Below are 21,444 nucleotides of genomic sequence, written 5' to 3'. Positions count from 1 at the left end.
TTAGTCCATTGCTTGATTGGGTGTTTATGGAGTAAAATTAACTATATTATGAAACTCAAATCTAAAAACAATTCAGCATTTACGCTTATAGAATTATTAGTTGTTATTGCAATTATAGGTGTTTTGGCTACTACCGCAGTAATATCTTTATCCAATCCACGAGTAAAATCTAGGGATGCTAAAAGATTAGCAGACGTTAAGACTATCCAAGTGGGGCTTCAGATGTATTTTAATTCCATGGGTTTTTATCCAACTGTTATTACGGCAGGCAATCAAATAGTTAATCCTAGTAATTCAATTGTGTATTTAGAAAAGGTGCCATCAAATCCAGAGCCCAGAAAAGAAGCAAGTTGTGCTAATAGTGATTATATCTATGAACGAACTTCGCCTACTTCTTACAATATTTGTTTTTGTTTAGCAGGGGATTCAGGTTCAGCTAAGGCCGGTATAAATAAGTTAACGCCAGACGGGAGTATTGCTGATTGCGGTTGTAAGATTACTGACAAGGACGGTAATCAGTACGATACAGTAAAAATTGGATCTCAGTGTTGGATGCAACAAAATTTGAGAGTTGGTTCTAGGGTTAATGGTAGCGAGAACCAAAGAAATGCTGATGCTGGTGATATTCAAAAATATTGCTATGATGATGAGCCTTCTAACTGCGTTTCTGAAGGCGGGCTATATCAATGGCATACAGCCATGGCTTTACCTCAGGATTGTGATACCGCACCTACTAACGAGACTGACGCTTGTACTCCTGGTCTAGTTCATCAGGGTATTTGCCCAATTGGTTGGCATATACCAAATGAAACTGACTGGCAGACTTTATCAGATTTTGCCGGTGGAGATGCTTTGGCTGGTAAGAAGCTAAAAGCGAAGTCCACGTCAGTAGTTCCCTGGAATGGAACCGATAACTATGGATTTGTTGCGACACCCGGAGGCCAAAGAGGCGGCGGTAATTTTATTTGGCATGGTTACAGTGAGCTTTATTGGTCAACTCAACGTTACATTGATGATTTCTCTTATAGCAGAGAAATCATCTCCGATTTTGATACCTTTGATTATGGGTGGAGTCACCGCTACTATGGTTTTTCGGTTAGATGTCTTAAAGATTAATTCAAGTTAAATAAAAACCGCCCCGACAAGATGTTAGGGCGGTTTTATAATACAAAATTTATATAGTATAGATTAAGCCAATAATTAGCATGATTGAAATAATTATACTTGCTGGAATTGCTAGCCAACTTGGTACGGTATATTCGGGTTTCCTTTTACCATTTTTACGAGCTCGCCAAAATACAATTATTACAATTAAGCCTGTTAAGCCAACGCTTAAAGCACCGGCCAAACTAACAACACCAAAGAAATCTCTTAGTCCAAGCAAAAACATAAGTATTGGTACGGCTAGAGTAAGCGTTATGGATAGAATAGGCTTAAGCTTATAATCGTATTGATAGATTTCTTTAATAGCGTTGCCTAGGGCCATAAAACCTGAAGACATGGCTACAATTGAGAATAAACTACCAATAAGTAGGGCAGCTGGTCCAATAACAGAAGTTAGACCAATTGTAGCAATTTCTGTGGTGCCTGGTCCTGTTACAGCAATGATTATTGCAGTAAAGCTAATGTAAATCAAAATTGGAATTAGATAACCAACTAAAATTGCTGAGCGAAGATGTGCCTGGCCTTTGCTGGCACTAATTATTTCTTTGGCTTCAGGAATAGCGACTAAACCAGAGCAAGCAAATAGAATTGCACCATAAGGTATAAAAAACTTGGCCAAGGAAAAACCGTGCCAGTAATCTATGTTAATGTGAGGCGTCGATAAAACTCCGATAACAAAAATAAATCCTAAAATTAAAAGACCAATTATGAACTCTATTCTTTTAATTAGCGCCAAACCTTTAACAACTAGAATACTTAAAAATATATAGGCAATAATTGACCATAAAACCTTTGAGCCGCCAAACAGATTTGATAAGATTTGGCCCTGACCAATTGTATAGGCTAATAAGGCGCCATACATACCGAAAAGTAATAAAATAGCCTGAATATTTTTTAGATGTTTGCCTAAATAAACTCCAACATAACCACTGACTTGGTGTTTACCATTAGTACGTAATGTTATTTCACCTAAAAATAAAGCCAAGATAATAACACAAGAAGATATTATTAGTAGAACCATTAGGCCGGTTAAAAAGCCAGCTTTCATAAAGGCAAAAGGCAAACCTAAGATACCGGCTCCAATTATTGTTCCGATGATTATTGAGGCACTTTGAGTAAAGACTGTTTTTTTCATAATTTAGCTTACTTAATTATAGCACGATATTTTGTTTATAGCCGAATTCGCTAGGGTTTTTTAAATATTTTTTTAGTGAGCGCTTAGGCTTTTCAAGGTTACAAAAATAGTGTATACTCTATTGTAACAAACATAAATTTATATGTTTTAAAATATATAATATGAAAAAACAAATCGCTCTAATTTTAGGTGTTATCGTAATCGTTGCTGCTGGTTTTTATATTTGGCAAACAAAATCATCTGCGCCAATTACCGACGACAAGAGTGAGGTTTCTGAACAAAGGGGCATTGAAGAGCAGGGTAGTAAGATTCCAGCTCAAGAGCCTGTAGTTGAATCAAAGAAGTTAGTAAAAGCTTCTCTTGCAGAAGTGTCAGCTCACAAGAGCACAACTGATTGTTGGGCAGTAGTTGATAAGAATATCTATGATTTAACTTCTTGGATTAGTAAGCACCCAGGAGGAGATAAGGCTATTATTGGTCTTTGTGGAATTGACGGAACAGCAGCTTTTACACGCCAGCATGGCTCAAGCGACAAAGCTAAGGCTGCTCTAGCTTCCTTCTTGATTGGAAACTTAACTGAATAGAAAATAAACTTTGTATTAAAAAAAGCATCCCGACAAAACGTTGGGATGCTTTTTTGTTTAGAGATTATTGTTTTAATTTTTTTGAAATATTTTTTAATTCTTTTTCAATATCATCAATCTTATCAGCCTCGGTTTCTATTTCTTCTTCTGTCTTTTCTGATAGTTTTTTCTCGCCGCGTAAACCGCTGATTAAGATTTCATTACCAATAAAATTTGAGACAAATACGCCTGTCAGTAAAAGCATGGCTAAACCAATTAATAAAGACAGGGGACCATCCCACCAAAGTTCATTTGCTAAATCAATACTTGATGAGCTAAGGCTGATTGACTTAACATTTAGCATTAAGTAATCCATAGTATGCCAAACACCACGCCAAAATAAAACTACACCGACGCCGCCAATAATAGCGTAGACGGTAGGGTAATGGCTTAGGACGCCGCGAATTTTATGCTCGATTTTTTCAAAGATTTTTTTGATCATATTATTTTTTACAGCAGTCTTTACAACAACAAATAGAAATGGAAAAAATGATAATATAGAAAATTAATCCATAGGTACAGGTTGGCAGACCAAGAGCATAGCGGCTATAACCTTGTTTAATTAGTAAAAACATTTCTTCAACAACGTAGCGACCAGCAAAGATTACTCCTAGTAGGGAAACAAATGATAATGTTTTACGTACTGCAAATTCTGAAACTTTTTTGCTTAAACCTAAAATAGTCATGATAAACATTATGAAGAACATAGCTAGGCCAGGCCAACAAGCCGGGATACCCATAAAATAAGGGCAGGTCTCATTAAAAGCACAGGTGTGGGTAAATAGTTTTACGCCGCTCATATAGCCGGCAAACAATGTTCCGGCCAAGCTGAGATAGAAACTCAGCTTCAGATAATTATATTTCATAATGTTATTATAAATAAAGCTCATACATATTATAGCGCGTTTACTTGCCAAAATAAAACTTTTGGTGTTAAATACAAGTATATGCAAACAACAAATTTAACAGAAAAACTTGTTAATTCTGGCCTAAGCAAGGCAGAAGCCGAGGTATATGTTATTTTACTATCACATCCCTCGATGACAATTAATGAGATAGCTAAGTATAGCGGCTTACCTCGTTCGACAGCCGTGGTGGCAATTGAAAAGCTATCTAAGCTTGGTGTGATAGATGAATATGTTCATGGTAAAAGAAGTAATTATGTTATTAGTTCACCAAAAGCCATTGAACGCTATGTAGAAGATCAAGAAAGAACAATTGTGGCGCGCAAAGCGCAATTAAATAATTTAGTGACTGATATTCAAAAATTACATTTTTTACAAAGCGCCAAAGGAGCACAAGTTGAAATATTAAAAGGTGAACTTGGTTTTAAAGAATTATATAATAGAACATTAGAGCTTAAGAAAGGACAAGAAATATTAAGATTCGGTGTTGAAGCAGAAAAGTTTGTATTTTATCCAGAATTTTTAAGAGACTATTATAAAGAAAAAAATAAAAGAGGTATTAAAACAAGATTATTATTACCAGAAAGTAAATTAGGTATTGAAGTTAGTAAGAATGAGAACAAGGCTAATCGAGAAACAAGACTGCTATCTAAAAAATTATATAATCCAGATTTAACAATTGTGGTTTGGGGAGAATACGTATCTTTTACAACCTGGAACGAGACATTAGAAACAGTGCTTATAAAATCAGAAGAAAATGTTAATATGATGAAAGCGCTATTTGAGATGTTGTGGCTAAGCGCTAAAAAGTAAAGATTTTTTAATATGTCAAACAAGAAAATAATTACTTTGTGCTCGAGCGCCGCTTTCTTTAAGCAAGGTTTTGAAATTGGCGAAGAATTAGTTAAACTTGGTTTTAAGGTTAAATATCCTTATACTGCCATGAAGATGAAGGATAACGGTGACTTTAGAGTCGAAACATATAAGACCTGGTTTAAGGATGCCAAGAACTATAAAAAGAAAACTTGGCTAATAAAAAATCATTTTAAGAAAGTAATAGAGAGTGATGCGATTTTAGTTTTGAATTATCCTAAGAATGGTTTAGCCGGCTATATTGGCGGAAATACTTTAGCCGAAATGGTGATCGCTTTTCATTATAAAAAACCTATTTATATTCTTAACCCTATTTCTGAAAATCTAGGCTTTAAGGAAGAAGTTTACGGCCTAGAATCAATTTTCTTAAATGGTGATCTGAAGAAGATTAGCTTAAAGTAATTATAGAATATGAGAATCCTCACTTTTCTGGGAGACTATAGTTATATAGATAAAGAGGTTCATTCTGGGCTTGTCTGTTTTTGCCATTTTGATAAAGAAGAATCTTCAGAAAAAATCGAAAAAATTGTTTTAAAATTATTAGATGTAGCGGGGTCTTTAAAGATTGTTATTGTTCCGTTCGCGCATTTGTATGAAAATGTTATTGAGCCGACGTTAGCCCAAGCGTTATTTATTAGATTATCCGAGGGTTTAGCTAAATATAACAAAGAAGTTTATCTTGCTCCATTTGGTATTACAAAAGCTTTGCACCTAGATGTTTCGGCTGATGACTCGGCGATCAGGTTTTTTAATTTCTAATTATTATGTCTAATAAGTCGGAAGATATTAAAGAGTTCTGGGACGAAGCGGCTTTGGATTATAATGAACACATGTTGCAAACAGGGCATTATAAAGCTCAAGCCGAAGTTATTAATTTATTAGAAGACCAGATAAAATCTCCAGTTATAGATTTAGCGGCTGGTACTGGTTATTTGTCTAAAATTTTACTTCAGAAAAATTTGGAAGTTACGCTTAATGATTTTTCTGATAGAATGATTAATTTGTGCAAAGAAAGTTTGCAATCATTTAGTGAAGGCTCATTTATTAAAAATAACGCGGAGGCTATAGCAGTAGATAAAAAATTTCAAACGATTATTTGTTGTAATCTTTTTTATTATTTACAGGATAGAGTTAAAGCTATTGCTGGTTGGAAGAGTATTTTAGAAGACGGTGGTAGGATAATTTTATTAGAAGAATTTCCTTTCCAGCAGCCAACAACAGAATTGATGTCATCGCACGACAAGCGTTTAATGGATTTGATTAATCCAGTTACGCCACAAGATATAAAATTATATTTTAAAGATTTTAAATTTATTAAAGAAGTAAAAACAGCGATTAATCAAGAGCATGATTTATATGGTTTGGTTTTTGGTTCATAGAGCTTGAAGTTTTCTCTCCATACCCTCCATTTATTAACTTGCCCGCCGAAGCGCTGATATTTATCAGAGTGGAGGCTGGGTTAATTTAAGGAGGGTATGTTTTTTTATAATTTTTTTCGAAAACTAATTTTAGTTTTCTTGTTTGTTTTGTACTTTGTTGTTTCTGTAAATATTGTTTATTCTGCCTCTTCTAATGAAACAATAATTTATCCCACTAAAAATTATTCGATTGGTCCTGAAGGAGCAACTAAGCATATTTTTTTGGGTAATCAAGTTATCGCTACGATTGACGGCTCTGATAATTCAGCTACGGTTTACTATATTTATCCAGATCATATTAATAGCTCCAGTCTTGTCTTAGATAGGCAGCAGAAAATTAATGAACTGACTGATTATTATGCTTTTGGATCACTGCGTTTTGATAATAAATTAGCTAAGCATGACGAAAAAAGAAAATTTATTGGTCAGGAGTATGACCAATTTAGTAATTTACAGTATTTGAATGCGCGTTATTATGATTCATTAAGCGCTAGATTTATTAGTCAGGATCCAGAATTTTGGCAATTAGGCGAAGAATGTTTAATTGATCCGCAGCAACAAAATAGCTATAGTTATAGTAGAAATAATCCAATTGTTTATAGTGATCCTTTTGGTTTATCAGCCGCGATTTACAATTCTATTCCTAATGGCGGCTGGCGTTTTGGACAGAGAATGGGGGAGTTTAATGGCGTAGTGGCTTATTATAATGGCGTTGGTAGTTCTGGCACGACTTATAGTTGCGTTGAATTTGCTAAAAGGTATCAGTCGCAAGTTTATGGTATTAAAAACATTGGACCAGTCGGTGACGCTAAAACAATGTGGAATATGGTTAATACGATTAATAATCGTTTAGCTAGCGCCAAATCGTCTTATACTTTTACACAGCATGTTAATGGTAAAAGTTTCAACTTACCAAGCGAAGGTGATCTATTATTTTGGACTGAAGGTAAGTATGGTCATGTTATGGTTGTAACTGAAGCGAAATTTGATAATAAAACTAACAGAGGCTATGTTGAAATTATTGATCAGAATGCCAGCAAGCAAGCAGTTCGAAGTTTTGATGTTAAGAAAACTAGTAGCGGTTACTCAATTTTAAAAAGTGATGGCACAGCAATGGCTGGTTGGTTTAGCCCAACGTCAGTTAATGAGGCAGTGAAAGTTAGTAACTCTGCTCCAGCCGTCAAGGCACAAGCGAACCAGCCATCCTTTTTCAAAAATTTTTGGAATAGGGTTAGTCAATTTTTAAAAAGATAATCTAACAATATGATAAAGAAAAATAAATATCTTTTAATATCTTTGGCTGTGCTAACTAGTATTTTTATTTTTTTGTTTATTCAGTCTAAAAGTGCTAAGCCGATTGAAAAATTGGAATGTAAAAATAAAGATTACGAAATCTCTTTAACGCTTAAGTCAGGCGAGAAAGGCAAGGTTTATCTGCTTGATAATCGTTGTGAACCAAATTCAGTTGTTAAAGATAATAATTTATCATTTAAAGTTTTAGCTGATGGTGCGCTGGAAGATAGTATTTATCAGTCAAAACTATATTTTTGGACAAGAGATAATAATTTAACAGTTGAAGCGCAAATTAAATCTATCGCGGATAAATTAAATAAAAATAAGTTATGTGCCGTAGAAAGAAATCAATATACTCAGCATGATGGTTTAGAAACTTATAGCTTAATGATAAATCACAAAGCCAATAATGATTGTATGTTATTTGGCAACTTGAGTGATTTTTCTTCAGAAATCTATATGACTAATAACGGATTGTTAATAGCACAAAGGCAGGACGGAATGGATGGGATTGAACCTTTTAATTTATCAAGCCTTAGATTCGTTAGAGATTAGCTTTGTCTTTACAAAACTAACAAAAGGTGGTAGATTGTTTAATTGCGTTCTTTGAAAATATAATTTAATAGTTAATTAAGCCCCTGATGGCTGATCGGTGTTTTAGCTAACTATTAAATTATAAATCTGAAGGAGAAAAAATTGAATCAAAAAGTAATTAATTTAATTAATACTATAGTCAAGATGATAGTATTAATTTCGGACATGAACGAAGGTATGGTTGAAGTTATAGCTAAGTTTATCGGGATCATAGCACAAAAAGATTCCCCGATAACCAAAGAATCTGTTGATGATTTTATAATGAGTAAAACTCATTATGACGTCATAATTGACTACAGTTTGGCCCCGGAATTGACGCAAGAGGTTCGTCAAGATACTGGGTTTCATAGTTTTTCAACTTTGTTCGAAGGAGTTGAAAACAAGTGCGGCATAGTACACGCAAAGATGAAAATCTTTGATGATTTAGGTCGCTTTGATGAGTTAAAATATAGGCATGCTACATCGCTAGAAGGTGCATATTTCAAGCAGGCTTATGGTAAAAATAACGTGATAGCAATGGGATCATCCGAGAAAGTTGATCATCAAATTTACTACTTAGTAACTAAAGACGGTAAGTTTTCAATGACTTGCATGGGCTCAGAGAAAGAATTTGTGATTTTAGGCGTAGAAAGGTAGATTTTTTTAAAAAAGTGGGGTAGTCAAAAAAGGCTATCCCTCTTATTTTACCCTTGACGAAATTACTAAAAAGTGATAGATTATCGGATTATGTTCTTTGAAATATGATTATTATTCAATAGCCGATTAAGCGATTTAAAAAAACGAAGCGTTTAATGAGTTTTTGAATTATAATCATTTATACAAACTAAAATGTAGGAGACAAAAAAATGGTAAAAGGACCAAAAATAATACCCGATGAAGATCAAGTGCGCGAAATTGCTGAAAAGGTGATCGATGCATTGAGAAGCGGGGACTTGCCCCTAGATAAGCTTAAGGCTTTCTATGAAACTGAGGTGCCGGCAATTGTTGTAAAAGAAGAAGAAAGAGGTGATGTGGTTGATTTCGGCGAAACTGAAATATTAATTAATTACGATGTTGATGAAATCGATTTGATTAATTCAGCTAATTTTAAATCAGTTGCCCCTCCGTTTAAGAATGCCTCGTCGGAAGAACGACTTAACGGATTTAATCCCGGCGGACTCGGTACAGGATCAGGCGAGACAGGAAAAAAGCTCAGAAGGTTTAAGGTGCATAAATCCTTTGAGGATTTTAACAATTGCCGAGGTGTCTGCAGGCCTGCTACTTTGTTAGAGTATGCCAACTATGCAAAGAAAATGAACGATATTGATGGATTGAACAAGGGTAGAATTATGACAACGGGCTTCTTTAAAGTTTACGATGGCAAGGATTGCTATCCGGCTTATTCAAAAGAAGAGGGTTTTATTTCCATAAGCTTGCTCGAGTCAATCGATAACTGCATGATTCTGTCGGTTGTAAAAGATAATTAACAATTATTTTCAAACGCACATTTAAAAAAGGGTAACCACAAAACGGTTACCTTTTTCATTTACCTTATTATTTAATCAAGAAGACAAAGCCCACGATAATAATTAATACAATCGCGGCTTTATGAAGAATGTGTTTTTCTTTGAAATATACACGGCCCGAAACCGTTGACCATATCATACCAGAGGCGCGAACAATCGCGACGACGATCGAAGCTGGCAAAAAAGTATAAGCAATGCTTTCAACGATCGCGGCGGTACCCATAAAAAAAGATTGAAAGAAGAATGGTTTTTTTAATAAAAGTTTAAACGGATTTTTCTTTTCTTTAATTATTAAGGCGATGAGCGCCGCGCCAATTACGAAAAAGGTAACAATCAATTGTTCTGCGACAAAGGAGTTAAAATGAGTAATGTTATATTTATAAAGTGAAATTGTCGCAACTGAATTAATTGCCGTAAATATAACTAAACCTAAGCCTTTTTTATTTATTGTATGATCAACAAAACTTAAGAGCAAAGCAATAAATAAAATTGCAACGCCAATAATTTGATTTAGATTTAAGGCGTAGCCTAATATAACATCAACTAATAAAAGCAGGGGAATGGTTATCGTTCTGATAAAACTAAAAGTCGTACGATCAGCTGTGGCAATTGCCTTAACGGCAATATAGGTTTGAATTAGTTCCAGAACAATGCGCAAAGTAAAAGTTGGTAATGATTTGAAAGAAAAAACAAAGCTACTTGGATTTACAATAGCTATGCCAAGAAACAAAATGAAAACAAAAAATAGGTTTAAAAACATGAAAGAAAGGATGCTTTCTTTTTTCTTTTTTATTTCCGATTTGCCAATTGAAGTAGAGGTCTCACTTAAAAAAGACCCTAGAATAGTCAATAAAAATCCGATCATAATTATATTTCAAAACTCTCGGCGATTTTAGGAATTATTACTTTTAGTTTTGGTAAGCGTTCATTAAGAATTCTTTCAAAGGTGGTTGCTTGAATTTCTTCTGAGTGAACCAAGAAAACATCTTTTAATTCTTTGATTTTGGAAATGTAGTTGTACAAGCCAGCTTGGTCAGCGTGTGCGCTGAATTCATTAATCGTCATGACTTTAGCGTTCAATTCATGCCAGCGATCATAAATTCTAACTGGGTTAACGCCCTCTAAAAGCTTTCTACCTAAAGTATGTTCAGCTTGATAACCAGTAATGATAATAATTGAATTACGGTTGCTGACATTATGCTCAAGATGATGTAAGATTCTGCCGCCTTCACACATACCAGACGAAGCAATAATCATGCATGGTCCAGTTATGGAATTAAGTGTTTTCGATTCTTCGGTTGTTGTTATGGTGTGAAGATTTTTAAAAGCAAAAGGTGATTCATGATGAGAAATAAAATCTTGCCATGTTTCATGATCAAAATCTTCATAGTGTTCAGTAAAAGCATCGGTTACGTCAGAGCCTAAGGGGCTATCAAGATATATTGGAATAACAGGAATTTTTTTCTCATCGTATAATTTATGTAGCACATAAATTAATTCTTGAGTACGACCTAAAGCAAAAGCCGGCACAATAATTTTCTTTTTGTGTTGCACAGCTTCATTGATAACATCGATTAATAATTTAGTAACATCGCCAACTGGACGATGAATTCTATTACCATAAGTACATTCTGAAATTATGGCATCAACTTGCTCATCAATTAATTCAGGGTCATTTAAGATTGGCACGTGAACGTTGCCGAGGTCACCAGTAAAAGCTAAGGTTTTTGTACCATTAGCTTCATCACTTTGAATAACCGTGACGGCTGAACCAAGAATATGGCCTGCATCATAAAACTTAAAACGAATACCTTTTGTTAATTCATGCCAACCAGCTTTTGCTCTAGCGTATGGTGTTTCAGCAAAATGCTTACAAGCTATTTCAACATCATCGGTTGTATAAAGTGGTTGTAATAAATCCTTCTCTGGAATGCCGTTATTTTTAAGATGTAAATAGTCACTCATTTGAATCTTGGCTGAATCTAGCATAATCAAACGAGCAATATCGGCTGTGGTTGGTGTGGTAAAAATTTTATTTTTATAACCAGCTTTAACCAGCATTGGTAACATACCGCAATGATCAGCGTGCGCGTGCGATAAAATCACAGCGTCAATTGTTTTGGCGTCAAAGGGGAGGGTTTTATTTAACTCATAGGCTTCTTGTCTTTTGCCTTGGTGAAGACCGCAGTCTAATAAAATTTTGAAACCATTGGATTCAATTAAATGCTTGGATCCAGTAACGCCTTGGGCGGCGCCGAAGAATGTTATTTTCATGTTTAATGTTTAGCTATAAGACTATTTGTTAATGAATTATACTATATTTAGAAATAAAAACCTATTGTTTGACAATACATAATTATAAGGTCATAATTAGCAATATATGGAGCAATTTAATGATGAAAAGTTAATAATTTTAGCCAAAAAAGGCGATGAACAAGCTTTTTCTGCTTTGGTTCAGCGCTATTTAAGTTTGGTTTATAATTTTTCATTTCGTTATGTTAAGAGTTCTGTTGAAGCAGAAGATATTACCCAAGAAGTTTTCATAAAAGTTTGGAAGAATTTGAAAAAATTTGATGAATCTAAAAACTTTAGTCCTTGGCTTTATAAAATTACTAAAAACACCAGCTTAGATTGGCTCAAGAAAAAGACTGATAAACCATTTGCAGCTCTGGGAGAATTTTTTGCTGATAATTTAAGTGATAATAATGAATTAGAAAAAGAAATTATTAAAAGTGGTCTGCAAGAAGAATTGCAACAGGCGACTGAGTCTTTGTCGCCAATCTCAGCTAACATTTTTTCATTATATACCAAGGATCAACTAACCTTTTTAGAAATCGCCAACAAAACTAAGATTTCGATCAATACGGTCAAAAGTCGTTATCGTCGCGCCCTTGATTTAATCAAGAGAAAAATAGAGGACTAAATCACTTAATATATTAGGTTTTTTATTAGAATGCACCAAAAGCATTCTTTTTTGCGTATTAGTAGTATATGGACCATGATTTTATAAAATCACCTTTAATATTAGAGCGTCAGCCATCTGAGTTACTTTTAACTAAGATTATGGACGCCGTGGCTATAGAAAAACAACGACATATTTTACGTCGTAAGATCTTTATTTTTTCCTCTTCTTTCTTATTGGCCCTACTCCTCATATTTCCAGTACTTCGATCTTTTATTTCAGAGGCTTCTTACTCTGGTCTTGGCGAGTACATAAAATTAGCTTTTTCTGATTTTTCTGTAATTTCATCTTATGGCAAAGAATTAATTTTATCTATTTTAGAATCATTGCCAGCTTTAAGTTTAGCAGCCCTGCTTTTAATCACTGCGGTCCTATTAGTCTCTATGAAGAATGTTTTAGCTAATGCCAAAAACTTTTATCGGCTTAATCATTTAACTATTAATTAATTTTTATGAATTTTCAAGAATTTTTTAAATCTAAAACATTTCAGGTAATTTTGTATGTTACAGGTGCATTAGCAATTTTGCTGTTCGTTTTTCAGGCTGGTTTGTTCATCGGTTTTCGTAAGGCCAGTTTCTCATTTGGTTGGGGAGAAAATTATCATCGTAATTTTGGTGGACCTCGTCAGGGTTTTCTGCCTGGCGTGCGCGGCGACGATTTTATTAATGGCCATGGTGTTGCTGGTATGATTATTAAAATTGATAATAAATCAATTGTCATGAAAGATGTAGCTGGCATTGAAAGGATTGTTAACACAAATGAGCAGACTGATATTAAGAATGGTCGTGATAATGTTATTTTGAAAGATCTTAAAGCTGATGAACGTATTGTTGTTCTAGGGATACCCGAGCAAGATGGCTCTGTTACCGCAAGAATGATTAGAATTTTTAATGGAAATGATTTTAATCAGCTACCGCCACCAATGCCAGGTGATAGCAATCTACCTTTGCCACCTACTGGTATGCCAAAAATTAATCAACCTTTTACTAATCAAATAAAATAATTAATATGTTTTGGCAAACTATCTTAAAAAGAAAAAAGTTAATTATTTTTATCGTTATTGTTTTAGCGGCTGGCGGTTATTATTTTTACACCACCCAACAAGCTAAAAAAACTTCAACTTCGTATACTACAGCTGCGGTTGAAAATGGAACTATTTCTGTGACTATAACTGGCTCAGGGCAGGTTTCAGAACTAAATAAAGTAGACCTTAAGCCAATGGGTTCTGGTGCTTTAGTTCAGCTTAATGTAAAAAATGGTGATTTAGTCAAAGCTGACCAAGTCATTGCAGTTTTAGATCAACGTAATAATCAGAATTCTTTGCGTCAAGCTAGTGCTTCTTTATCGAGTGCGCAGGCTAATTTCAATAAAGTTGTGGCTGGTGCGACCAGTTATGACATTAAGGCCAGTCAAGATAGTCTAACTCAAGCACAAAATTCCTATCAAAATGTTTTAACGCAGCTTGATAATACAACTAAGTCAGCTACTGAAACACTTAACCAAGCACAAAAGACTTTAGACGATCTTCAATCTTTTACTAATCCAATTAGCTCAAGTAATAAGCGCGACGTTGTTCTCAACACTATAGAAGATAAAATTTCTTCGGCTCAAAGTGCGCTAGATAGTGAAAATAAAATATTAAATGACAGTGATTTAAAACCAACGCTGAGTGTCAAAGATAGCTCGTCTTTGAACACAATGCGCCAAGCATATTCTGATGCGGTTTCTTATGTTAGTACTGCACAAAGTAGCTTGAGCACAGCTAAAGCATATAAGAGCGATGTAAATATTGAAAGCTCGGTAAATAATTCAATCACTCTATTTAATAAAACTCTACGTTCCCTGCAGGCTTGTTTTCTTGTTATGCAAGCGACTGTCCCTAATAATAACGTGACGCAGAGTCAGATTGATTCTTACAAAAATAATGCCAGCTCACAGGCCTCGGGTATGAGCACGGCTATTAATAGCGTACAAAGTGCTTCACAATCTTTGAAAGATGCTATTGTTGCGGCTCAGAATAACTTAGTTTTAACTCGTTTATCAACTAGTCAGCAAATTTCTTCAGCAAAAGCCCAGGTTGATTCATCAGCGATTGCTTTGCAAACCGCTAAAAATAATTTAGCAAAGATTAAGGCCCCGGCGGTTTCATCAGACATTCAATCAGCTCGTTCTCAGGTGATCAGTGCCGAAGCTCAAGTTCAGAATGCGCAAGAAGCTATAAGTAATAATATTATTAAAGCTCCGTTCGAAGGACAAATTGCTGCGCTGACAGTACAAAAAGGTGACCAACTCAGTGCCTCAACTGTAATTGCTTCTTTAATAACGCAGCAGAAAATAGCGATTGTGCCTTTGAATGAAACTGACGTCGCCAAAGTTAGAACTGGTCAGCAGGTTATTTTAACTTTTGATGCTTTACCAGATCTTACTTTAACAGGTAAAGTTGGTGAGATTGATATTTTAGGAACAGTTGCTCAAGGTGTTGTGACCTACAATGTTAAAATTGTTTTTGACACAAATAATGATGCTATTAAATCAGGTATGAGTGTTAATGCTTCAATTATTATTGCTTCCAAAACTGATATTTTAATGGTTCCTAATTCGGCCATGAAGAGTGATAACAATGGTAGTTATGTCCAATCGCTTGATGCTCAGGGACAGCCACAAAGAAAAGATGTTGAAGTTGGTTTGGCTAATGATACTAGTACGGAAATTACCAGTGGTCTTAGTGAAGGTGATCAGGTTGTTACACAAACTGTAACTAGCGGTACAAGCGCTGCAACAACAAACTCATCTTCTAGCAGCATAAGAATTCCTGGTTTAACTGGTGGAGCAGCAGCTGGCGGTGGTTTTAGAGGAAATTAATATTTTTATGATAAATCTAGAAAATATTTATAAAGCTTATAGTACCGGCGGCGTTGTTACTGAAGTTTTGAAAAATGTTTCTTTTGACGTGGCTAAAGGAGAATTTATTGCTATTATGGGTCCATCTGGTTCTGGTAAATCAACTTTGATGCACATTATTGGGGCACTAGATACACCAACCAGCGGCTCTTATCTATTAGAAGATAAAGATTTATCAAAATTATCAGATAATGAATTAGCTGTTATAAGAAAAACTAAAATTGGTTTTGTTTTTCAAGCTTTTAATTTATTGCCTCGCGCTACAGTTATTCGTAATGTTGTTTTGCCTTTAATTTATGCCGAAGTTTCTAAGCCGGAACGCGAAGCAAAAGCTCGACAAGCCTTGTTGCTTGCTGGTTTAGAAGAAGATCGTTTTACTCATTTATCAAACCAATTATCTGGTGGACAAATGCAGCGCGTTGCTATTGCTCGCTCTTTGGTCAATGATCCAGCAATTATCTTGGCTGACGAGCCAACCGGTAACTTAGACTCAAAAACAGGTGATGTTGTTTTAGGAACTTTTCAAAAACTTAATTCCGAAGGCAGAACCGTTGTACTGATTACTCATGAGCCATATGTGGCTGAGCATGCAGACAGAATTATTATTATTAAAGACGGAGTTATTGTGAGTGATGAAAAAAATCATCATAAACGAATTGCTAAGCACGAATAGTCCTACGCCAAGGCTTCGGACTACAAGTATTCGGCGTCTTTAGCTAAGGGCTGTAAATTACTAAAATTAGAACATGTAAATAGTTTATGAAAATTCAAGATCTATTTGAGGAAAGCTATAGTGCCTTAGTCTCTAATAAGGTTCGGTCTAGTTTAACTATTCTCGGCATTGTTATTGGCATTGGCTCAGTTATTGCTTTAGTAGCTATTGGGCAAGGCGCACAAAGCTCGATTCAAGCCAATATTCAATCGATTGGCTCGAACTTAATTATTGTTACACCAGGTGCGCAGCGTAGCTTTGGTGCAGGAGCCTCTAGCGGCCGTGGTAGCGCTCAAACTTTGACTAAAGAAGATGCTGACGCTATTACTAAACAGGTAACCTTAGCTTCAGCCGTGGCACCAGAATCAAGTAGCCGTTATCAACTTATTGTTAAAGGTAAAAATACTAACACTAGCGTGATTGGAACAGTGCCAAATTACGTTCAGGTACGAAGCATAACGATTGATATTGGTGTTTTTATTTCAGATAGTCAAGTTCGTGATTCAGCCAAAGTTGCCGTAATTGGCCCAACCACACGAGATGATTTATTTGGCGTAGGTATTAATCCAATAGGTCAAATTATAAAAATCAAACAATTAGATTTTAGAGTTATTGGTGTAACTAAAAGCAAAGGTGGAAGTGGTTTTTCAAACCAAGATGACGTAGTCTTTATTCCGTTGCCGACCATGCAGCATTATTTAGCTGGAACAGACTATCTAACGACTGTTAGTATTCAGGCACAAACACCGGAGCTTATGCCAACTGTTCAACAGCAAGTTACAAATTTATTAACTCAGCGTCATAATATTTCAGGTTCTAAAGCGGCTGATTTCACGGTTTTAAATCAAGCCGACATTGTTGCGGCTGCTTCGGGTGTTACTGGTACGCTAACAATGTTATTAGCAGCGATTGCCGGAATATCTTTAGTAGTTGGTGGAATTGGTATCATGAACATGATGCTGACGACTGTAACTGAGCGTACTCGTGAAATTGGTTTACGCAAAGCGATCGGTGCCTCGTCTTATGACATTAATTTTCAGTTTTTAACCGAAGCGGTTATGTTAACTTTTTTAGGAGGTTTTATCGGAATAATTCTTGGTTGGATACTTTCTAATATAGTTGGCAAATTAATGAGCCTCACTGCGACCATGTCACTATCTTCAATTGCCCTAGCTTTCGGAGTTTCTGCTGGCATCGGTCTTATTTTTGGTTATTATCCTGCGCGTCGAGCGGCTAAATTAAATCCGATCGAGGCGTTAAGGTTTGAATAATTTATTATTAATATATTTTATATGAAAAATAAAATGACTGGGTTTATAGTGCTAGCTGTTGTTTTAATTGCTGGAGCTTTTTATGGGGGAATGAAGTATGGGCAGACACCTCAAGCTCTACAAAGTTTATCAGCTGCGCAACGGCAGCAGATTTTTGCTTCTGCTCGTGGCGCTAATGGTCAAGGTCAAGGTAATCGTATGGGTGGCGCTCGCGGCGCCGGAGGTTTTGCTAACGGAGAAATACTTAGTCAAACTGATAAAAACATAACTGTTAAATTACGAGACGGTAGTTCGAAGATTGTTTTATTAGCTGACAGCACAAAAATTAATAAATCAGTGGCCGGTCAGAAAACCGATTTAGCTGTCGGATCACAAGTAACAGTTAATGGTACAGCTAATAGTGATGGCACTATTACAGCTGAAGGTGTTACTATTATGCCTCTATTAGCTACGCCACCAGCTGGCGCTAATGGCCAGAATATTCCTGCTCCAACCGGTACGCAAAGTCCTAATCCAGCTAAGTAATTAAAAAAACCGCTCCGTAAAATAACGGGGCGGTTTTTTAATAGTAAATTTATTAACCATTGAAAGAGTAGACGATTGCCGGGGTAACGGTTGTAGCGTGCTTCTTTTTTGCAAATAGCTCAATTTTTTTAATGTAAGCGTTACGGATAGTATTGTTGTAATCAAAAGAGGCAAAACTTCCAATGTCTTTTAAGGCGGCTGGTGTCCACTTCATACTAGTTTTTATTTTAGACACAGCTTTTTTCTTGCTTGCAGTAGTAATTTTTTTAGTTGTTTTAGCGCCAACATAATTTGGCACTAAACTTACACTGAAAATTGATAAACAAATTACAAATGACATTAAGCTAATAAATATTTTTTTCATATAAAAACAATGTTATTATATATTATAAAGTACTATGTATGATAACGTATTTTATCATACTAATCAAGTCTATAATTGACATTGTCTATTATCATTGATAATCTCATTGATTATCATGAAATGATAAAAATCAGCCGCGGCGTCCCACTCCGTCCTGCAAAGCACGACGAAAGGGAGAATAAGCGGCGTCCGAAAATGTATTAATATTTAGGAAGGCAGTACGCTGCTACACGTGTTTTACACGAGTAAGGGTTGATGTTGAATCAACCCTTTTATATTTTTCTGCTGTCGTAAGCCCAATGCAAAACTGCTTGTCGTTGTTTGCGACGGCAATTTATGTCGCCAGGGCGGCAATTTTTTTTAATCTGAGCAATGTGTCGGTTAATTGCTTTCCAGCGTTTGATTTGTCTTTCATCTTCGCCCGGTAAGCGACGACCATAATAATAGCGACAATACCACTGAAACCAACCACGTGGATCATTATAAGTATCAAGCCAGCCTTTCTTTTTCCAAATATCTAAACTTTGGCTGGCGTTAATTTTGAAATAATTTAAATTAGCATCATGCTCTGTCTCACTTAGTTTAGCTTTAGTAAACCAGTCTTTAGGAAATTCCTTTTTACAATCAGTCATGTACTTACCCCCAAAGATACCAAGAGCCAACATTTGTTTTGGTGTTAACTCAGGCTTAAAATCTTGGTGAAAATTTTTACCAATAGTTTCGCTTAATTCATAATGATAATCGCTTTGCATTTTATCATTAACTTTTATGATTTTGTGTTTCTTAGTTTGTTTTTTCATGTATGTATATTATTTTAATTATACTACTAAACGTAACTAAACAAAAAACAGACCTAAATAGGTCTGTTTTTAATGAAATGTAATTATCCGTAGATTTCTCTGAATTTCTTCTTTGTCTCCTCATTGGATTTTTCGCCTATAGTCATACTACCGTCCGGCTTAACAAAGAATTTATCACCAGTCATTACGTACCATTCTTGGTCATCCTTTCTTCCTTCTTTTCTAAGATGTTCCAAGTCAGTTGGGTTTAATTCCTTTAGTTCAGGTCCACAGACTTCCTGCATCTTTGTCAAGAGTGTTTCATCGGATTCATTTATATTGGGCTTGGCTGCTTTTTCTTTTACTTCAGTTTTATTAATCATAAATTCATAACCCATATTTGTATAATTTAAAAATAGCTTAATTAGCTATATTATAACTTGATTATACACTATAATTTATCATTTGTCAATGTTTATTTGAGAAATAATTTAAGTATAGCCAAAGTCAGTCAATAAATACTATAATAAATGCATAATAAAATTTATGAAAAAAATCATTTCATTTTTTGCCTTGGCGTTTATTTTTCTATTGCCCGGCTCATTTGTAAAAGCCAGTAATGGCTTTGTTATAAATAGTTTTAAAAGTGATCTCAAACTTGAGACTGATGGTCATCTAAGTGTTAAAGAAACTATTGTCGTTAATTTTACTGATTCTTTGCATGGAATTTATCGTGATCTACCATTAACTTATCAAAATAGTGATGGAAGTTCACATTACAGTTCAATCGAAGTTGAATCAGTGACAGATGGAACTAGTCCAGTTACTTTTGCGCTTATAAAGAATGACAATAATCTTAGGATAAAGATTGGTGATGCTGATGTTTTAGTTTCAGGACTAAAAACCTATGTAATTGATTATACAGTAGCTGGCGTTGTTTCAGCTTATGATACTTATGATGAAATTTATTGGAATGTAACAGGCAATGCTTGGGAAGTACCGATTAACTCGGTGAGCGCCACAGTCACAATTCCAAGCGGCGATATTCTACAAAGTTCTTGTTACCAAGGTCCTTATGGCTCAAATGATAAATGTAATACAACTTATAAAAATCAACAGGCTAACTTTGAAAGCATTGCTAAATTAGATTTATCAGAAGGCATGACCGTTGCCGCGGGTTTCACTAAAGGTATTGTGCCAATTCTCAGCGTGGCTGGACCAGTTGAAAGATTTGATGAAAACTCATTAACTTATATTTTTTTCAGTTTTTTGGCAGCAATGTTTATAACCATCATGGTTTTCTTAAGATTATGGTGGTTAAAAGGTAGAGACTCATACTATGAAAGAAAAAGTTTAAATGATCCTTTAACTAAAGAAACTATTTTACCTTTGTTTGGTTCTTATGAAGCAATTGTGCCAGAATATGAAACACCAGCAAATTTAAGACCAGGGGAGTTAGGTGTTTTAATGGATGAGAAAGCTGACACGGTTGATGTTAGTGCAACGATTGTTGATTTAGCGGTGCGCGGTTATTTAACTATTACTGAAACAAAAATAGAAACTAATGGTTTAGTAGATAAGGTTAGTAGTTTGTTGCAGGGTATGATTCCCGGCTCAACTGATTATTTACTTAAGAAGACCAATAAAGCGACCAGTGAACTTCAGGAGTATGAATTAAGTTTATTTAATGCTTTGTTTGATTCAAGGGACGAAGTTAATGTGTCTGACTTAAAAGATAGTTTTTCATCTAAACTTCAAGCAGCTAAAGATTCGCTTTATGAATTAGTTAAAACTAAAAAGTTATTTTATAATAATCCAGAAAAAATTAGAGGCAAGTATAAATTGACTGGTTTTATTATTATTGTAGCTGGTATACTTTATTCATTTTTCTTTGGACTAATTTTATCAGCCGTTCCAATATCAGCGATAAATATAGTTTGGGGATCCTTAGGTCTAGATTTCGGCATAATCGTGACCGGCGCCATGTTTATGATCTTTTCATACTTAATGCCGAAACGAACAGCTTATGGCAGAGATTTATATCGCCAAGCTCTGGGTTATAAATTATTTGTGTCTGGTACTGAAAAATACCGTCAACCATTTTTTGAAAAAGAAAATATCTTCATGGAAGTTTTGCCTTATGCCATGATTTTCGGGGTAACTTATAAATTAGCTCAAGCCATGAAAGAGATGGGCTTAACACCAACAGCTTCTTGGTATATTGGCAATGGCGCGTTTAATGCTAGTTTGTTTGTTAATAATATAAATAGTTTTTCTAATACACTATCTTCAACCATGGCCTCAACTCCTTCTAGTTCTGGTTCTGGCGGTGGAGGATTTTCTGGCGGCGGCTTTGGCGGCGGAGGCGGGGGAGGCTGGTAGAAATAAAAAAATATGTAGGCTCGCATAATTATGCGAGC

General features: G+C 35.2%; 26 protein-coding genes. 18 read left to right on the top strand and 8 right to left on the bottom strand.

The features are described 5' to 3' along the window. Positions 1-48: 48 nt before the first annotated feature. Positions 49-1,116, top strand: coding sequence for a prepilin-type N-terminal cleavage/methylation domain-containing protein (locus NTY12_03565; protein MCX6793081.1), 1,068 nt, complete (start codon positions 49-51; stop codon positions 1,114-1,116). 58 nt (positions 1,117-1,174) lie between these two features. Here NTY12_03565 and NTY12_03560 read toward each other — a convergent pair whose 3' ends face one another. Continuing rightward, positions 1,175-2,299 carry a hypothetical protein gene (locus tag NTY12_03560; protein ID MCX6793080.1) on the bottom strand — a complete coding sequence of 375 codons (1,125 nt, stop codon included), beginning with the start codon at positions 2,297-2,299 and terminating at the stop codon, positions 1,175-1,177. 161 nt (positions 2,300-2,460) lie between these two features. Between NTY12_03560 and NTY12_03555 the strand changes: the two genes are divergently transcribed. Then, a complete protein-coding gene (locus NTY12_03555) occupies positions 2,461-2,883 on the top strand; it encodes a hypothetical protein (GenBank protein MCX6793079.1) in 423 nt (140 codons plus the stop codon). A 64-nt stretch (positions 2,884-2,947) separates the two neighbouring features. Here NTY12_03555 and NTY12_03550 read toward each other — a convergent pair whose 3' ends face one another. Beyond that, positions 2,948-3,364, bottom strand: coding sequence for a hypothetical protein (locus NTY12_03550; GenBank protein MCX6793078.1), 417 nt, complete (start codon positions 3,362-3,364; stop codon positions 2,948-2,950). A gap of 1 nt (position 3,365) precedes the next feature. After that, on the bottom strand, positions 3,366-3,788 hold the full coding sequence (locus NTY12_03545; protein MCX6793077.1) for a hypothetical protein: 423 nt from the start codon (positions 3,786-3,788) through the stop codon (positions 3,366-3,368). A gap of 81 nt (positions 3,789-3,869) precedes the next feature. Here NTY12_03545 and NTY12_03540 point away from each other — a divergent pair, with 81 nt between their 5' ends. The 8 genes from NTY12_03540 to NTY12_03505 all read left to right on the top strand — a co-directional run bounded on the left by NTY12_03540 (position 3,870) and on the right by NTY12_03505 (position 9,471). Then, the gene (locus NTY12_03540) at positions 3,870-4,640 is read left to right on the top strand and encodes a hypothetical protein (GenBank protein ID MCX6793076.1); all 771 of its coding nucleotides are present in this window, start codon (positions 3,870-3,872) and stop codon (positions 4,638-4,640) included. 12 nt (positions 4,641-4,652) lie between these two features. Continuing rightward, entirely contained in the window at positions 4,653-5,102 is a 450-nt protein-coding gene (locus NTY12_03535) for a hypothetical protein (protein ID MCX6793075.1), read from the top strand. A 9-nt stretch (positions 5,103-5,111) separates the two neighbouring features. Beyond that, positions 5,112-5,459: a hypothetical protein gene (locus NTY12_03530; protein MCX6793074.1), complete on the top strand. Its 348-nt coding sequence runs from the start codon at positions 5,112-5,114 to the stop codon at positions 5,457-5,459. A gap of 5 nt (positions 5,460-5,464) precedes the next feature. Then, on the top strand, positions 5,465-6,079 hold the full coding sequence (locus NTY12_03525; GenBank protein ID MCX6793073.1) for a class I SAM-dependent methyltransferase: 615 nt from the start codon (positions 5,465-5,467) through the stop codon (positions 6,077-6,079). 96 nt (positions 6,080-6,175) lie between these two features. After that, positions 6,176-7,372: a CHAP domain-containing protein gene (locus tag NTY12_03520; protein ID MCX6793072.1), complete on the top strand. Its 1,197-nt coding sequence runs from the start codon at positions 6,176-6,178 to the stop codon at positions 7,370-7,372. Between the two features lie 9 nt (positions 7,373-7,381). Then, positions 7,382-7,966, top strand: a complete 585-nt coding sequence (locus NTY12_03515; protein ID MCX6793071.1) for a hypothetical protein — start codon at positions 7,382-7,384, stop codon at positions 7,964-7,966. Positions 7,967-8,149: 183 nt separating this feature from the next. Further along, positions 8,150-8,641 (top strand): hypothetical protein, encoded by a 492-nt coding sequence (locus NTY12_03510; protein MCX6793070.1) that lies wholly within the window; start codon positions 8,150-8,152, stop codon positions 8,639-8,641. A gap of 209 nt (positions 8,642-8,850) precedes the next feature. Further along, positions 8,851-9,471, top strand: a complete 621-nt coding sequence (locus NTY12_03505) for a hypothetical protein (GenBank protein ID MCX6793069.1) — start codon at positions 8,851-8,853, stop codon at positions 9,469-9,471. Positions 9,472-9,538: 67 nt separating this feature from the next. On the opposite strand, the gene NTY12_03500 is transcribed toward NTY12_03505, so the two are convergent. Next, positions 9,539-10,375: a hypothetical protein gene (locus tag NTY12_03500; protein ID MCX6793068.1), complete on the bottom strand. Its 837-nt coding sequence runs from the start codon at positions 10,373-10,375 to the stop codon at positions 9,539-9,541. A 2-nt stretch (positions 10,376-10,377) separates the two neighbouring features. Continuing rightward, positions 10,378-11,784, bottom strand: coding sequence for an MBL fold metallo-hydrolase (locus NTY12_03495; protein MCX6793067.1), 1,407 nt, complete (start codon positions 11,782-11,784; stop codon positions 10,378-10,380). A 106-nt stretch (positions 11,785-11,890) separates the two neighbouring features. On the opposite strand from NTY12_03495, the gene NTY12_03490 reads away from it, so the two are divergent. The 7 genes from NTY12_03490 to NTY12_03460 all read left to right on the top strand — a co-directional run bounded on the left by NTY12_03490 (position 11,891) and on the right by NTY12_03460 (position 17,881). Then, entirely contained in the window at positions 11,891-12,433 is a 543-nt protein-coding gene (locus NTY12_03490; GenBank protein MCX6793066.1) for an RNA polymerase sigma factor, read from the top strand. Positions 12,434-12,501: 68 nt separating this feature from the next. Next, on the top strand, positions 12,502-12,918 hold the full coding sequence (locus NTY12_03485) for a hypothetical protein (protein MCX6793065.1): 417 nt from the start codon (positions 12,502-12,504) through the stop codon (positions 12,916-12,918). Between the two features lie 5 nt (positions 12,919-12,923). Next, on the top strand, positions 12,924-13,475 hold the full coding sequence (locus tag NTY12_03480; GenBank protein MCX6793064.1) for a hypothetical protein: 552 nt from the start codon (positions 12,924-12,926) through the stop codon (positions 13,473-13,475). A 5-nt stretch (positions 13,476-13,480) separates the two neighbouring features. Beyond that, positions 13,481-15,334 carry an efflux RND transporter periplasmic adaptor subunit gene (locus NTY12_03475; GenBank protein MCX6793063.1) on the top strand — a complete coding sequence of 618 codons (1,854 nt, stop codon included), beginning with the start codon at positions 13,481-13,483 and terminating at the stop codon, positions 15,332-15,334. A gap of 7 nt (positions 15,335-15,341) precedes the next feature. Then, on the top strand, positions 15,342-16,046 hold the full coding sequence (locus NTY12_03470) for an ABC transporter ATP-binding protein (GenBank protein MCX6793062.1): 705 nt from the start codon (positions 15,342-15,344) through the stop codon (positions 16,044-16,046). A gap of 86 nt (positions 16,047-16,132) precedes the next feature. Beyond that, the gene (locus NTY12_03465) at positions 16,133-17,356 is read left to right on the top strand and encodes an ABC transporter permease (GenBank protein MCX6793061.1); all 1,224 of its coding nucleotides are present in this window, start codon (positions 16,133-16,135) and stop codon (positions 17,354-17,356) included. Between the two features lie 21 nt (positions 17,357-17,377). Beyond that, positions 17,378-17,881, top strand: coding sequence for a hypothetical protein (locus NTY12_03460; GenBank protein MCX6793060.1), 504 nt, complete (start codon positions 17,378-17,380; stop codon positions 17,879-17,881). A 52-nt stretch (positions 17,882-17,933) separates the two neighbouring features. Here the strand turns inward: NTY12_03460 and NTY12_03455 are convergent, their stop codons facing one another. From NTY12_03455 to NTY12_03445, 3 genes are all read right to left on the bottom strand, one after another. Beyond that, positions 17,934-18,245 carry a hypothetical protein gene (locus tag NTY12_03455; protein ID MCX6793059.1) on the bottom strand — a complete coding sequence of 104 codons (312 nt, stop codon included), beginning with the start codon at positions 18,243-18,245 and terminating at the stop codon, positions 17,934-17,936. A 272-nt stretch (positions 18,246-18,517) separates the two neighbouring features. Beyond that, positions 18,518-19,045: a hypothetical protein gene (locus tag NTY12_03450; protein MCX6793058.1), complete on the bottom strand. Its 528-nt coding sequence runs from the start codon at positions 19,043-19,045 to the stop codon at positions 18,518-18,520. A gap of 83 nt (positions 19,046-19,128) precedes the next feature. Next, positions 19,129-19,422, bottom strand: coding sequence for a hypothetical protein (locus NTY12_03445; protein MCX6793057.1), 294 nt, complete (start codon positions 19,420-19,422; stop codon positions 19,129-19,131). A 148-nt stretch (positions 19,423-19,570) separates the two neighbouring features. On the opposite strand from NTY12_03445, the gene NTY12_03440 reads away from it, so the two are divergent. Beyond that, positions 19,571-21,406, top strand: coding sequence for a DUF2207 domain-containing protein (locus NTY12_03440; GenBank protein MCX6793056.1), 1,836 nt, complete (start codon positions 19,571-19,573; stop codon positions 21,404-21,406). The last annotated feature ends 38 nt before the right edge of the window (positions 21,407-21,444 follow it).

The organism is Candidatus Falkowbacteria bacterium (assembly GCA_026396835.1).
Taxonomy (GTDB): domain Bacteria; phylum Patescibacteriota; class Patescibacteriia; order Patescibacteriales; family Patescibacteriaceae; genus Patescibacterium.
Note: the sequence above shows the minus strand (reverse complement) of the source record. Positions and strands in the feature narration are given on the sequence as shown.

Excerpts from the sequence above, each read along its gene's own strand:
- NTY12_03565 (MCX6793081.1), top strand. The coding sequence starts at position 49 with ATGAAACTCAAATCTAAAAACAATTCAGCATTTACGCTTATAGAATTA.
- NTY12_03560 (MCX6793080.1), bottom strand. The coding sequence starts at position 2,299 with ATGAAAAAAACAGTCTTTACTCAAAGTGCCTCAATAATCATCGGAACA.
- NTY12_03555 (MCX6793079.1), top strand. The coding sequence starts at position 2,461 with ATGAAAAAACAAATCGCTCTAATTTTAGGTGTTATCGTAATCGTTGCT.
- NTY12_03550 (MCX6793078.1), bottom strand. The coding sequence starts at position 3,364 with ATGATCAAAAAAATCTTTGAAAAAATCGAGCATAAAATTCGCGGCGTC.
- NTY12_03545 (MCX6793077.1), bottom strand. The coding sequence starts at position 3,788 with ATGAAATATAATTATCTGAAGCTGAGTTTCTATCTCAGCTTGGCCGGA.
- NTY12_03540 (MCX6793076.1), top strand. The coding sequence starts at position 3,870 with ATGCAAACAACAAATTTAACAGAAAAACTTGTTAATTCTGGCCTAAGC.
- NTY12_03535 (MCX6793075.1), top strand. The coding sequence starts at position 4,653 with ATGTCAAACAAGAAAATAATTACTTTGTGCTCGAGCGCCGCTTTCTTT.
- NTY12_03530 (MCX6793074.1), top strand. The coding sequence starts at position 5,112 with ATGAGAATCCTCACTTTTCTGGGAGACTATAGTTATATAGATAAAGAG.
- NTY12_03525 (MCX6793073.1), top strand. The coding sequence starts at position 5,465 with ATGTCTAATAAGTCGGAAGATATTAAAGAGTTCTGGGACGAAGCGGCT.
- NTY12_03520 (MCX6793072.1), top strand. The coding sequence starts at position 6,176 with ATGTTTTTTTATAATTTTTTTCGAAAACTAATTTTAGTTTTCTTGTTT.
- NTY12_03515 (MCX6793071.1), top strand. The coding sequence starts at position 7,382 with ATGATAAAGAAAAATAAATATCTTTTAATATCTTTGGCTGTGCTAACT.
- NTY12_03510 (MCX6793070.1), top strand. The coding sequence starts at position 8,150 with ATGATAGTATTAATTTCGGACATGAACGAAGGTATGGTTGAAGTTATA.
- NTY12_03505 (MCX6793069.1), top strand. The coding sequence starts at position 8,851 with ATGGTAAAAGGACCAAAAATAATACCCGATGAAGATCAAGTGCGCGAA.
- NTY12_03500 (MCX6793068.1), bottom strand. The coding sequence starts at position 10,375 with ATGATCGGATTTTTATTGACTATTCTAGGGTCTTTTTTAAGTGAGACC.
- NTY12_03495 (MCX6793067.1), bottom strand. The coding sequence starts at position 11,784 with ATGAAAATAACATTCTTCGGCGCCGCCCAAGGCGTTACTGGATCCAAG.
- NTY12_03490 (MCX6793066.1), top strand. The coding sequence starts at position 11,891 with ATGGAGCAATTTAATGATGAAAAGTTAATAATTTTAGCCAAAAAAGGC.
- NTY12_03485 (MCX6793065.1), top strand. The coding sequence starts at position 12,502 with ATGGACCATGATTTTATAAAATCACCTTTAATATTAGAGCGTCAGCCA.
- NTY12_03480 (MCX6793064.1), top strand. The coding sequence starts at position 12,924 with ATGAATTTTCAAGAATTTTTTAAATCTAAAACATTTCAGGTAATTTTG.
- NTY12_03475 (MCX6793063.1), top strand. The coding sequence starts at position 13,481 with ATGTTTTGGCAAACTATCTTAAAAAGAAAAAAGTTAATTATTTTTATC.
- NTY12_03470 (MCX6793062.1), top strand. The coding sequence starts at position 15,342 with ATGATAAATCTAGAAAATATTTATAAAGCTTATAGTACCGGCGGCGTT.
- NTY12_03465 (MCX6793061.1), top strand. The coding sequence starts at position 16,133 with ATGAAAATTCAAGATCTATTTGAGGAAAGCTATAGTGCCTTAGTCTCT.
- NTY12_03460 (MCX6793060.1), top strand. The coding sequence starts at position 17,378 with ATGAAAAATAAAATGACTGGGTTTATAGTGCTAGCTGTTGTTTTAATT.
- NTY12_03455 (MCX6793059.1), bottom strand. The coding sequence starts at position 18,245 with ATGAAAAAAATATTTATTAGCTTAATGTCATTTGTAATTTGTTTATCA.
- NTY12_03450 (MCX6793058.1), bottom strand. The coding sequence starts at position 19,045 with ATGAAAAAACAAACTAAGAAACACAAAATCATAAAAGTTAATGATAAA.
- NTY12_03445 (MCX6793057.1), bottom strand. The coding sequence starts at position 19,422 with ATGGGTTATGAATTTATGATTAATAAAACTGAAGTAAAAGAAAAAGCA.
- NTY12_03440 (MCX6793056.1), top strand. The coding sequence starts at position 19,571 with ATGAAAAAAATCATTTCATTTTTTGCCTTGGCGTTTATTTTTCTATTG.